Here is an 11,584-nt window from a genome sequence, read left to right as displayed (position 1 = left end):
CCTTGCCTCGACAACAAGTTGATCTATCAGGACGTCCCGTTGCGTCATTCACCCGGGCTTGACCTGCGGCTCAAGACTCAAACGCAACGGTGTTGCCGTAATCGCCTGGGGGAGGTTGACTGCTGGCTCACCCTTCGTCGACGCGAGGCAAGCCATTGACTTCTGACCTGCTCGCTCCTCTCGACCTGGCGTTCTGGAACATCGAGTCCGCCGAACACCCCATGCACCTCGGCGCGCTGGGGATCTTCTCGGCGCACTCGCCCACCGCGGGCGCCCACGCCGCCGACCTGCTCGCCGCGCGGGCCGCGTCCGTACCCGGGCTGCGGATGCGCATCCGGGACATATGGCAGCCGTCCCCGCTGCGGCCGCTGTCCTTCGGCAGCGCCACCCGTGAGCCCGACCCCGGCTTCGATCCCCTCCACCACGTGCGGCTGCACGCCCCGACCGCGGACTTCCACGCCGAGGCCGGCCGGCTCATGGAGCGCTCGCTGGAGCGCGACCGGCCGCCGTGGGAGGCCCATGTGCTGCCGGGGGACGACGGGGTGTCCTTCGCGGTGCTGTTCAAGTTCCACCACGCCCTGGCCGACGGTCTGCGCGCGCTGACCCTCGCCGCCGCCATCCTGGACCCGATGGATATGCCGGAGCGCAAGCCCCGCCCCGCGGAGGCAAGGCCGGGCCTGCTGCCCGACGTGCGCAAGCTGCCCGGGCTGGTCCGGGGCACCCTGTCCGACGTGGGGCGCGCCCTCGACATCGGCGCCTCGCTGGCCGTGTCCAGCCTGGGGGTGCGCTCCTCGACCGCGTTCACCGCCGAGGCCACCGGCACCCGCCGTACCGCCGGCGTGGTCCTCGACCTCGACGACGTGCACCGCATCCGCAAGGCCCAGGGCGGTACCGTCAACGACGTCCTGATCGCCCTGGTCGCGGGCGCCCTGCGCCGCTGGCTCGACGAGCGCGGCGACGGCAGCGACGGGGTCCGGCCGCGCGCCCTGATCCCCGTCTCCAAGCGCCGCCCGCGCACCGCCAGCCCACAGGGCAACCGGCTCTCCGGCTACGTGATAAGGCTTCCCGTCGACGACCCCGACCCGCTCGGCCGCCTCGACACGGTCCGCTCCGCCATGGACCGCAACAAGGACGCCGGCCCCAACCGGGGCGCGGGCGCGGTCGCCCTGCTCGCCGACCATGTGCCCGCGCTCGGCCACCGGCTCGGCGGACCGCTGGTCAGCCAGGCCGCCCGGCTCTGGTTCGACATCCTGGTCACCAGCGTGCCGCTGCCCAGCCTCGGCCTGAAGCTCGGCGGCAACCCGGTCACGCAGGTCTTCCCGTTCGCGCCGCTGGCCCGCGGCCAGTCCCTGGCGGTGGCCGTCTCCACCTACCGCGGACACGTCCACTACGGCCTCGTCGCCGACGCCCAGGCCGTACCGGACCTGGACCGGCTGGCCACCGCCCTCACCGAGGAGGTCGACACGCTCATCACCGCCTGCGGCTCCTGACCTCCTTGTCGGGCCCTCTCGCCCGGATTTTGGAGGACCGGCCCGGCGCTCCGTACAATTCCCCGTTCGAAAGCGGACGCGGTCGGAGCGCCGCGCGGGTGATCAGGGAAACGGCAGCGCGATGACGGTGACAGACGAAGGCTCGGCGATCACGGACGAGGTCGTGTACGAGCCGGGTGACGAGGTCGTGTACGGCCCCGGCATCGACCCGGAGCGGCTCGCCGTCTGCCTCAGCGTGCTGGAGGAACTGGACAAGCTGGAGGTCGACCACCCGGACGCGATCGCCGTGCGCCGGGCCACCGCGGGCATCTACCGCACGGTCAAGCAGCGCCGCCGCCAGGAGCGCCGGGCCGCCAAGACCGCCCACGACAAGGCGGTCACGGAAGCCACGGCGACCGGCTCCGCCCAGCGCATCGACGACGAGACCGAGGGCATCCTGCCGTCGTCGGCGACGGCGGAGGGCAGGATCGCGGGGATACTCCAGCGCCCCCGCTCCTGCTACACCTGCAAGACCCGGTACGTGGAAGTCGACTACTTCTACCACCAGCTCTGTCCCGACTGCGCCCGCCTCAACCGCGACAAGCGCGACGCCCGCGCCGACCTCACCGGCAAGCGCGCCCTGCTCACCGGCGGCCGCGCCAAGATCGGCATGTACATCGCGCTCAGGCTGCTGCGCGACGGCGCGCACACCACCATCACCACGCGCTTCCCCAAGGACGCCATCCGCCGTTTCAAGGCCATGGACGACTCCGCGGACTGGATGCACCGCCTGGAGGTCGTCGGCATCGACCTGCGCGACCCGGCACAGGCCGTGGCCCTCGCCGACCAGGTCGCCGAGGCGGGCCCGCTCGACATCCTCGTCAACAACGCGACGCAGACCGTGCGCCGCCTGCCCTCCGCCTACGCAGCCCTGGTCGACGGCGAGAGCGCCCCGCTGCCCGCTGGGGAGCTGCCCGCCCACCACGTCATCGGCGCCTTCAACTCCGGCGCGGTCGACGGCCTCGCCGCACTGCCCCTCGGCACCAGCGGCCTGGACGCCCAGCAGGTCGCCGACCTCGCCCTGGTCGCCGGCAACGCCAGCGTCGCCCGGCACCTGGACGGCACCGCCATCGACGCCGGCGGACTGGTCCCCGACGTCGTCGACACCAACACCTGGGTGCAGACCATCGAGCAGATCTCCCCGGTCGAGCTCCTCGAGACCCAGCTGTGCAACTACACGGCGCCGTTCATCCTGATCAGCAAGTTGCGCCCGGTCATGGCGGACGCCGCGAGGAAGGCTGACAGCGGACGCGCGTACGTCGTGAACGTCTCCGCGATGGAGGGCGTCTTCGGCCGCGGCTACAAGGGCGCGGGGCACCCCAACACCAACGCCGCCAAGGCCGCCATGAACATGGTCACCCGGACCAGCGGCCAGGAGATGTTCCAGACCGACGGCATCCTGATGACCTCGGTCGACACCGGCTGGATCACCGACGAACGCCCCCACTACGACAAGCTGCGCCTGGCCGAGGAGGGCTTCCACGCCCCGCTCGACCTGGTAGACGGGGCCGCACGGGTCTACGATCCGATTGTGCGCGGCGAGCAGGGCGAGGACCTGTACGGCGTCTTCCTGAAGGACTACGCGCCCGGCAAGTGGTGAGCCACCGGCCCCGACGTGTGGCCCGGCGCCCGCAGGGAACCCGGACCCTGGTGATTACCGCGCCAGGGAGTGACCAATGAGCAGTCCACACAGCATTGATCCGCGAGCGCAGAACGACCCGCGCAACCGCTATCCGACCGACGAACAGTTCTACGGCAGCGACCGCCCCGACCATGCCGTACTGCCGGAGGACCGGCCGCGCGGCGGCGGTGGCGGGAGTTCGGTGAAGCACCGCGGCACGTGGGCCACGGTCGCGCTCGTCGCCGGCGTCATCCTGCTGATCCTCCTGGGGATCGCACTGTTCCCGTGAGGGAGCCACAGCGCCGTAGCCACCGTCATGAGCGAGGTGGTGCGTATGAGCGAAGACGGTCGTGGACGGCGTACTCCCGCGCGGAGTGCGCCGTCCTGACGCGTGTGCCCCCGTCCACCAGCAGATCCGCGCCAGTGATCCACTGTGCGGCGTCCGAGGCCAGCCACACCACGGCCCGCGCGACGTCCTCCGGCTCACCGATGCGCCCCAGCGGCAGCCCGCCGGCCAGCTCCTTCTCGCCCGGTTCCCACACGAACCGCGCCATCTCGGTGCGCACCAGCCCTGGGGAGACCGAGTTGACCCGTACCTTCGGCGCGAGTTCCCCGGCGAGCTGCTGCGTCAGATGCAGCAGGGCCGCCTTGCTGGTGCCGTACGCGCCGACGTTCGGCCCGACATGCCCCGCGCCCTCCGTGCAGACGTTGACGACCGAGCCGCCGTGCTCGCGCATCCAGGCCCGCCACGCCCCCTGCACCAGCCCGAGCGGCGCCTCGACGTTCACGGCGAACGCCTCCCGCCAGGCATCGGGATCGGCCTCCATGAGCGGCCCGTACGGCTGGTTCGTCGCCGCGTTGTTGACCACGACGTCGATCCGGCCGAAGGCGCGCAGGGCCCGCTCCGTGACCTCCCGCAGATGATCCGGATCAGCGACGCTGCCGCTCACCCCGATGCCGCCCAGTTCCTCGGCCGTGGAGCGCACCTCGTCCGCGTCCCGCGCGGTCACGCACACCAGCGCCCCTGCAGCGGCCAGCTGCCCTGCGACGGCACGCCCGATCCCGCGGGTCGCCCCGGTGACGATCGCGGCCCTGCCCTCGAGCCCGTACCCGTCGAATGCGTGCCCCTTGAGTGCGTACGACGACGTCATCGCCGTACCGTCTCATGACGGGCCGTCAGTCAACAGCCCCGAGGCGGGAGTTGCGTGCGGCGACCAGCTCCAGCACGGTGCGCCAGTCCTCCAGCACCCCCGCGTCGAAGCCCACGGTGCGGCCCTCCTCGTCCGCCTGGCGCAGGTGCTGCAGATCCTCGTCGGCGGGCAGCCCGCCGCGATGCTGCTCGCGCACCAGCCGGGCGACCCGCTCCCCGAGCAGGCCCCGCACCGCGTCGGCCGCGCACTCCGGGTGGGAGCTCTCGTCGCCCGGCCGCAGCAGCGGGCCGATCGCATGGACCAGGCCCGCGACCTGGAGCTCCTTGTCGGCGGGGCGGCGGCGCCGCAGCAGTGCGGCGGTCTGCAGCGCATGCTGGTGCAGATCCACCCGGCGACTTCGCAGGCCCGGGGCGCCCCACGAGCCCCGGCAGGCGTACAGCAGATCCATCAGCTCCTCGACACTGCGCAGCTCCATGCGCCAGTCCTTCCGCCGGACAAGCCGTTGCCGTCCCGCCAGCAGATCATGGCCGCCTTGCGATTCGGCCAACGGGACTTGAACTGCGTGGCCGCTTCACCGCGCTCCGTGATCTCACGTCACCGGCGGGGCATCCGCGTCCCCGGGAAGCCGCTGTCCCGTCAGGGCCGAGAAGCAGTGCACGCCGTCCGCGCGGACCGCCACCCGCAAGGTGGCCCCGGCGCCGTACGTGGAGCGTCCCGGGAGCCGGACGACCAGCCGGGCGAGCCCCTCGCCGGACCACGCCGTCGTATGGAGGTGGACGACGGCGCCTGTGTCCCCGACCCTCTCGGCCCGCCTGCTGCAGCACACCGTCCCTGAGCACGGCCAGGCGATCACCCACGGCCATCGCCTCGGCCTGGTCGTGGGTGACGTACACCGTGGTGATGCCGAGATGCTGCTGCAGCCGCACGATCTGTATACGGGTCTGCGCCCGCAGCCGGGCGTCGAGATTGGACAACGGCTCGTCCATCAGACAGACCCGTGGATCCCGCACGAGCACCCGCGCCGTCGCGACCCGCTGCCGCTCGCCGCCCGCCAGTGACCTGGGCCGACGGCCCAGGAACTGCTCCAGATCGAGGACACGCGCGGCGTGCTCGACGCGCTGCCGGGCGCACACCCGGGACATGCGGGCGATCCTCAGGGCGAAGCCGATGTTGTCGGCAGCCGACAAATGCGGGTACAGGGCGTAGTCCTGGAACACCATCGCGGTGTCGCGGTCCCTGGGCGGAAGATGGGTCACGTACCGGACGCCGACGAGGATCGAACCCGAGTCGACGTCCTCACGTCCGGCGAGCATGCGCAGGCAGGTCGACTTTTCACAACCGGAAGGGCCGAGCAGGACCATGAACTCACCGTCTCCGATCTCGAGGTCGAGCGAGTCCACGGCCGGCCGGTCCATCGACGGGAAGCACCGGGTGGCCCGGTCGAAGGTGACAGACGCCATGACCCTCCCGGACAGGTCCCTCGCACCCAGCTTGGAACGGGCGTTGCCCCTTTGGCCCGCCTGTCTACCTAACGAGTGACAGGAGAGGGGTCTGAAACCGGACGACTCATGACAGTAACCCCAAGTTTTCAGCCCCATAGAGCGGATGGCCGCTCATTTGGTTAATCTGGAGTGGACGGACAGCGCCAACGGGTCCAACCCACACCCACGTCCGTCCCGGGGCAAGCCGGCAGACAGCGGCCTGTTCTCACACGAGTTGCCGGCGCCACCGCGTCCGAACTGCTTTCGACTCACACCCGAGCGGGCGTCAGGCGCCGGACCGCAAGTGGCCGGCACGCCCCGAGGGTGACCCGACACATAAGGAGTGCGCGGTGACACCGGAGAAGACGAATCGCGAACAGCGCCCCAAGGAACGCACGGAGCGCCCCGGCCGACGGTCGGACGAACTCGGCAGCCTGGAAGTCTGGGCCCACGCGGCCCCCATCCGCCTGGCAGGCTACGAGGACGACCTCGCCGAGCCCCACATCCTGCCCAGCGTCGACTGAACCCCGGCAGGACCTTCGCGATCGCCGACTGCATGGGCGTGCGAGACTCACGCCCATGCAGATCAGAGAAGCCGCGGCCGAGGACTGGCCGCGGATCTGGCCTTTCTGGCACCGCATCGTCGCCGCAGGAGAGACCTACGCCTGGGACCCGGACACCTCCGAGGAGGCGGCCCGGGCCCTTTGGATGAACCCGGCCAAGCGTGTCTACGTCGTCGAGGACGAGGACGGCGCCGTCGTCGGCTCGGCCTACGTCACTCCCAACTACGGCGGCCCAGCGGCGCACATCGCCAACGCCGGTTTCATGGTCGACCCCGACCGGGCGGGCCGCGGCATCGGCCGCGTCCTCGCCGAACACGTCCTGGCCGCCGCCAGGTCCGAGGGCTACCGGGCGATGGTCTTCAACGCCGTCGTCGAGACGAACCCGGCCGTGCGCCTGTGGACGTCCCTGGGCTTCGAGATCCTGGGCACGGTCCCGGAGGCGTACGAGCATCCGCGTTACGGCCGGGTGGGACTGCATGTGATGTACCGGGCGCTGTAGGGCCCGGCCAGGCCTTAGTCCTTGCGCCCTGTCACGGCCACCGTCACCCCGAGGCCGATCATGGTCAGGCCGCCGACGCCGCCGACCACGGAGAGCCGGCGCGGGGAGCGGGCGAACCAGCCGCGGGCGGTGGACGCGATCAGGCCCCACACGCTGTCGGAGGCCAGCGCGATCACGTTGAAGACCACGCCGAGCAGCAGCATCTGCACCGTGACGTGTCCGCCGCCGCGGTCCACGAACTGCGGCAGTACGGCCGCGAAGAACACGATGGTCTTCGGGTTCGTGACACCGACCGCGAACCCCTCCCAGAAGGTGCGCAGCCCGCTGTGCGCGGGCACCTCACCGCCCGTGAACGCGGCCCGCAGCGACCCTCGTTCACGCCACGCCTTCACCCCGAGGTACACCAGGTAGAGCGCGCCGGCCAGCTTGAGCACGGTGAAGACCAGCACCGAGCGTTCCACGACGGACCCGATACCGAACGCCACCGCCACCACCAGCAGACAGGCGCCGAGCGTGTTGCCCACCACGGTGGTCAGCGCGGCCCGGCGCCCCTGCGCGAGCGCCCGTCCGATCACGAACAGCACACTTGGCCCGGGTATCACGATCAGCAGGAAGGAAAGCGCCGCGAAGGCGAGCAGACGGTCGGTGGACATCATGCGATCCATGCAAACACGGGCAGGTGCCGCTCTTCAGCCCGATTTTCCCGGGGTCCACCGCACCGGACCACGCCTCGGCAGAGCTCCTAGTCCATCGGCGCCGTCCGCTGCCACGGATGCAGCTTCTCCAGTTGCTGTGCCACCTCCAGGAGCATCGCCTCCGAGCCGGGGCGGCCCACGAGCTGGATCGCACAGGGGGCGCCCGAGGACAGGGTGCCGAAGGGGACGGACATGGCGGGCCAGCCGGTCAGGTTCCACGGCGGGGTCAGGGGCGAGTAGTTGGTGTTGGCGAGGACGTTGGCCAGCCAGCCCCGCTCGTGCCAGGCCACCGACCTGGGGGAGCGGCGGGCGAGCGCGGGGGTGAGCAGGACGTCGTACTCGGTGAAGAACGGCTCCATGCGGCGGCGCAGTCGCTCCCGGCTGTCGCCGCCCCGGACGCTGCCCAGGAAGCGGCGGCCGATCGTGGCGTGCACGCGGGTGCGCCGGTTGAGCAGGCGCGGGTCCAGGCCCTGGGCGTCCACTGCCGTGCCCGCGGTCCAGTGGGCGAGGGACATCGTGCTCAGGGAGAGCGGATAGGGCGGGTCGGCGCGGCGGACCTGGTGGCCGGCCTTGATCAGGACACCGGCCGCGTCGCGGGCCGCGGTCGTGTAGGGCGTGCTGATGGTGACGCCGGCCAGGGGGCTGCGCAGCGAGACGGCGATCTTGCGCATGGCGGGCTCGGACGGCGGCGCCGTCTCGGTGTCCGCCAGCACCGCCAGCATCAGGCGCGCGTCCTCGACCGTCGTGGCGAGCGGACCGTTCTCGGACATGCCGAACCAGTCGCCGTCGCTGATGCCCGCCGGGACGACCCCGTGGCCCGGCTTGATGGTGACCAGGCCGCAGTTGGCGGCCGGGATGCGCAGCGAGCCCATGCCGTCGTTGCCGAGCGCGATCGGCACCAGGCCGGCGGCGACCGCGGCCGCACTGCCGCCCGAGGAACCGCCCGCCGTGCGGCTCGGGTCCCAGGGGTTGCGGGCGGTGCCGTGGACGCCCTCGGTGGTGCCGAAGACGCACAGCTCGGGCACGTTCGTCAGCCCCACGACCACCGCGCCCGCCGCCCGCAGCCGGGCCACCGTGATGTGATCGTCGGTGGCGGGCGTGTCCGGCGTCGCGGCGGAGCCCACGCGGTTGGACTCGCCGCGCACGGCCAGGTTGTCCTTGACCGCCACCGGCACACCGGCCAACGGCAGTTCGGCCAGATCGTGACGCGAGGCCAGCTCGTCGGCCTCGGCGAGCGCCGCCTCGGCCCGCACCACCCGGAACGCCCCGACCCGTCCGTCCAGCCGCTGGATCCGGTCGAGATGCTCGGTCACCACTTCACGGGGCGTGGCCCGCTTCTCGCGTACGGCGGCGGCGATCTCGGCGGCGGTCCGGCCGACCCAGCTGGTCACGGGCGCTCCTCGGGGTGCGGTGCAGGCAACTACTCATGAGTACGCAGTGCACTCTGCCCCGCCGCGGCCTCCGCGTCGAGAGCACTCGCTCTTGGACAGGACTATGGAGCCACCCAATCATCAGACATCGGATGAATCGGGAGCTGTTCATGGGTATGGGGCCCTGTCCAAGACGTCAGGTCCTGACGGCCGCCGACGGCTCCGGCTACACGTTCCCGGGGGAGGAGCTCCCCACGGGCCGCGTCGAGGTCGAGGGCATCCCCTTCCCGCATCCGGCTGGCCGAGGACATCCGCCATGGAGGTGACGCGGGCCGGAACGATCGGCGCGAGCCGCATCCTGCTCCTGCCGTCGCCGGTACGGGCCCGTCGGGGGCGGCTGAGGGGGACATTGGCGCGGGAGGCCGTGCGGATCGCGCGCTTCGAGCCGTACCGGTCACGGGCCTGAGGCGGCCCCGTGGCGGGAGGCTCAGGAGTGGGAGCGGCGGTGCCGGCGTACTCGCCAGACGACAAGGGTCACCACGACGATTGCGGCAAAGGCCAGGGCGGTGGTGCGGCCGACCAGGGTCTCGGCGCGTTGGTAGGCGGCGCCCGCGGCATAGCCGAGGAGGGCGTTGCCGACACCCCAGAGCAGGCCGCCGAGGGCGTTGTAGAGCAGGAAGCGGCGGTACGGCATGCTCGAGGCGCCCGCCATCGCCGGGACGAGGGAGCGGAAGAGGGCGACGAAACGGCCGACGAAGACCGCCGCCGGACCGCGCCGGCGGATCAGGTCGCGCGCCTTCTCCACCCGCTCGGCCCGTCGGCGCAGGGGCCCGCGGGAGAGCAGCGGCGGTCCGGCGCGCCGGCCGATCTCGTAGCCGATGCTGTCCCCGGCGATCGCCGCGAGGACGACGGCCAGCGTCAGCCAGACCAGCTCCACGTTGCCCCGCCGGGCCAGCACACCGCCGACGATCACCGCGGTCTCGCCCGGCAGGACGAACCCGAAGAACAGCGCGTCCTCGGCGAACACCAGGGCCGTGACCACGAGGTAGACCACGGGCCCGGACAGGTCGGCGAGCCAGTCGACAAGAGCGTGCATCTGCCGACCCCTTTCTCTGTCGGGTACGAGTACCCGACAGCGGCGGCCTAGCCCGCGGCTGTCCGGCGCGGCAGGAAGTTCACGGCGGTCATGGTCAGGACCGGATCGTTGGAACGGGACGGGCGGCTCTCCCGCACGGTAGCGCGCAGGGAGAGGCTGTCGCCGGGCCGTACCGGCCGTACCCGGCGCAGTTCGTCGACGCCCGGCGAGGCCAGGCCGCCCACCTTGCTGATGTAGCGGTCGGCGTACAGCCGCATCAGGATGCCCTGCGGTCGAACACACGTGTGAAGTGGAGGATGTGGTCCTCGAGATAGCGGTCCTCGCGCGATGGCCGCCGGATCTCGCGGCGCGGCGGGCTCAGATCTCTGCATCACCTCGGCTCCGCCGAGCGGGCGGCGCAGCGTCGCCTCGTCCACCACGACCCACAGCTTCGGCGCGTCCGTTGCGTCCGGGGAGGTGATGGGGTGGCCAGGCCCCCGTCAGGGGCATCCCCTCGCCGCCGCTGGTCCTGCGCCGTGTGCGCGGTCACCGAGGAGAGCGAGCTGATCCCCATCGCCGTGCAGGCCGACGAGCTCGCGGAGTCGGGACGGGGGCTGCAGGTCGTCTCGGTGCTGAGCGCGCACCGGCTGGCCACGCACGGGAAGGCGCGGTACACCGATAGGACCAGAGCCGAGGAGGTGCGGTCCCGTGGGCGAGGTGCAGGTGACGGCGCAGGACGGCGAGGTGCGGGTGGGGCTCGGCGACTACCTCGTGGTGCGGCTGGCCGAGAACGCCACCACCGGCTACCGGTGGTACGTCGAGGGCATCGAGGGCGGGCTGGAGGTGGCGGCCAGCGACTATGCGCCGCCGGGAGAGCTCGTCCCGGGCGCCGGCGGCACCCGGGTGCTGCGGCTGCGGCCGACCAAGGCCGGGGAAGGGCGGCTGGAGCTCGTGCTCAGGCAGCCGTGGGGCGACGACGTGGCCGACCGGTACGCACTGCGGATCACCGTCGAGTGACGCGCGAGGGACCGCGCCCGGCATGCTCGGACGCGGCCCCACGCCCGGTGGGGCTAGAGCAGGTAGATCTCGTGGACCAGGCCGTCGGCCTCCTCACGGAAGGAGATCGGCCGTCCCGTCTGACGGGCCTGGGAGGCCAGTGTCGTCAGCGCGGTGAACGCCCAGTCGCTGCCGTTGAAGATCTTCTTCCAGGCGCCGCCCTTGACGTGCAGGAAGGCGTTGCGGGTCTGGTTGATCGACCACATCGCGTCGACGATCGCGTTCTGCGTCCACGTGCCCGTGATCGCCGTGGCGGCCTGCGCCGCCGCGAACGCCTGCAGGTCGCCGCGGAGTTCGGGCGTGATCGTCGGCCTGGCCTCGCCGGATGCCGTCTGCTCGAACCGCGCGACCATCACATCACTGGCAGGCTTGCCCGGCGCGCTGAGCGCGTTGCCGTTCAGGCCGATGTCCACGCCCGGCGGCAGCAGTACGGGCCGGCCGGCCTCGTCCTGCTGGGCCGCGGAGCGGACCGCCTGCGTCGTGGGCGGCTGCTGCTCGGGCTGCTTGGGGCCGCTGTTCTGCGGGCTCATGTCGTGCTCTCCTC

At 71.8% G+C, this 11,584-nt stretch carries 14 protein-coding genes and 1 pseudogene; 7 read left to right on the top strand and 8 right to left on the bottom strand.

Annotated features, from left to right (window positions below; translation table 11 throughout):
* Positions 1-155 precede the first annotated feature (155 nt).
* From AB0N07_RS23480 to AB0N07_RS23470, 3 genes are all read left to right on the top strand, one after another.
* Positions 156-1,490 carry a wax ester/triacylglycerol synthase family O-acyltransferase gene (locus AB0N07_RS23480; RefSeq protein WP_365838044.1) on the top strand — a complete coding sequence of 445 codons (1,335 nt, stop codon included), beginning with the start codon at positions 156-158 and terminating at the stop codon, positions 1,488-1,490.
* A gap of 121 nt (positions 1,491-1,611) precedes the next feature.
* Positions 1,612-3,129, top strand: a complete 1,518-nt coding sequence (locus AB0N07_RS23475; RefSeq protein WP_365838042.1) for an SDR family NAD(P)-dependent oxidoreductase — start codon at positions 1,612-1,614, stop codon at positions 3,127-3,129.
* Between the two features lie 76 nt (positions 3,130-3,205).
* On the top strand, positions 3,206-3,439 hold the full coding sequence (locus AB0N07_RS23470; protein WP_365838040.1) for a hypothetical protein: 234 nt from the start codon (positions 3,206-3,208) through the stop codon (positions 3,437-3,439).
* Positions 3,440-3,464: 25 nt separating this feature from the next.
* On the opposite strand, the gene AB0N07_RS23465 is transcribed toward AB0N07_RS23470, so the two are convergent.
* The 3 genes and pseudogenes from AB0N07_RS23465 to AB0N07_RS23455 all read right to left on the bottom strand — a co-directional run.
* Positions 3,465-4,301: an SDR family oxidoreductase gene (locus AB0N07_RS23465; protein ID WP_365838038.1), complete on the bottom strand. Its 837-nt coding sequence runs from the start codon at positions 4,299-4,301 to the stop codon at positions 3,465-3,467.
* Between the two features lie 25 nt (positions 4,302-4,326).
* Positions 4,327-4,776: a hypothetical protein gene (locus AB0N07_RS23460; protein ID WP_365838036.1), complete on the bottom strand. Its 450-nt coding sequence runs from the start codon at positions 4,774-4,776 to the stop codon at positions 4,327-4,329.
* A gap of 337 nt (positions 4,777-5,113) precedes the next feature.
* Positions 5,114-5,761, bottom strand: a pseudogene (locus AB0N07_RS23455) (ABC transporter ATP-binding protein); the annotation flags it as partial.
* Positions 5,762-6,132: 371 nt separating this feature from the next.
* Between AB0N07_RS23455 and AB0N07_RS23450 the strand changes: the two are divergent.
* Together AB0N07_RS23450 and AB0N07_RS23445 are read left to right on the top strand one after the other, a co-directional pair.
* Positions 6,133-6,306: a hypothetical protein gene (locus tag AB0N07_RS23450; RefSeq protein ID WP_180292383.1), complete on the top strand. Its 174-nt coding sequence runs from the start codon at positions 6,133-6,135 to the stop codon at positions 6,304-6,306.
* A gap of 55 nt (positions 6,307-6,361) precedes the next feature.
* Positions 6,362-6,844 carry a GNAT family N-acetyltransferase gene (locus AB0N07_RS23445; RefSeq protein WP_365838034.1) on the top strand — a complete coding sequence of 161 codons (483 nt, stop codon included), beginning with the start codon at positions 6,362-6,364 and terminating at the stop codon, positions 6,842-6,844.
* Between the two features lie 14 nt (positions 6,845-6,858).
* Here the strand turns inward: AB0N07_RS23445 and AB0N07_RS23440 are convergent, their stop codons facing one another.
* Positions 6,859-7,500, bottom strand: coding sequence for a LysE family translocator (locus tag AB0N07_RS23440; RefSeq protein WP_365838056.1), 642 nt, complete (start codon positions 7,498-7,500; stop codon positions 6,859-6,861).
* An 86-nt stretch (positions 7,501-7,586) separates the two neighbouring features.
* Positions 7,587-8,930, bottom strand: a complete 1,344-nt coding sequence (locus tag AB0N07_RS23435) for an amidase family protein (RefSeq protein ID WP_365838032.1) — start codon at positions 8,928-8,930, stop codon at positions 7,587-7,589.
* Between the two features lie 295 nt (positions 8,931-9,225).
* Here AB0N07_RS23435 and AB0N07_RS23430 point away from each other — a divergent pair, with 295 nt between their 5' ends.
* On the top strand, positions 9,226-9,375 hold the full coding sequence (locus tag AB0N07_RS23430; RefSeq protein ID WP_365838030.1) for a hypothetical protein: 150 nt from the start codon (positions 9,226-9,228) through the stop codon (positions 9,373-9,375).
* Between the two features lie 21 nt (positions 9,376-9,396).
* On the opposite strand, the gene AB0N07_RS23425 is transcribed toward AB0N07_RS23430, so the two are convergent.
* The gene (locus AB0N07_RS23425; protein WP_365838028.1) at positions 9,397-10,005 is read right to left on the bottom strand and encodes a DedA family protein; all 609 of its coding nucleotides are present in this window, start codon (positions 10,003-10,005) and stop codon (positions 9,397-9,399) included.
* 47 nt (positions 10,006-10,052) lie between these two features.
* Entirely contained in the window at positions 10,053-10,262 is a 210-nt protein-coding gene (locus AB0N07_RS23420; RefSeq protein WP_365838026.1) for a hypothetical protein, read from the bottom strand.
* 430 nt (positions 10,263-10,692) lie between these two features.
* Between AB0N07_RS23420 and AB0N07_RS23415 the strand changes: the two genes are divergently transcribed.
* On the top strand, positions 10,693-11,001 hold the full coding sequence (locus tag AB0N07_RS23415) for a protease inhibitor I42 family protein (protein WP_365838024.1): 309 nt from the start codon (positions 10,693-10,695) through the stop codon (positions 10,999-11,001).
* Positions 11,002-11,054: 53 nt separating this feature from the next.
* On the opposite strand, the gene AB0N07_RS23410 is transcribed toward AB0N07_RS23415, so the two are convergent.
* Positions 11,055-11,570 (bottom strand): hypothetical protein, encoded by a 516-nt coding sequence (locus AB0N07_RS23410; protein ID WP_365838022.1) that lies wholly within the window; start codon positions 11,568-11,570, stop codon positions 11,055-11,057.
* Positions 11,571-11,584 lie beyond the last annotated feature (14 nt).

It is taken from the genome of Streptomyces sp. NPDC051172 (genome assembly GCF_040682555.1).
In the GTDB taxonomy this organism is placed as follows: domain Bacteria; phylum Actinomycetota; class Actinomycetes; order Streptomycetales; family Streptomycetaceae; genus Streptomyces.
Note: the sequence above shows the minus strand (reverse complement) of the source record. Positions and strands in the feature narration are given on the sequence as shown.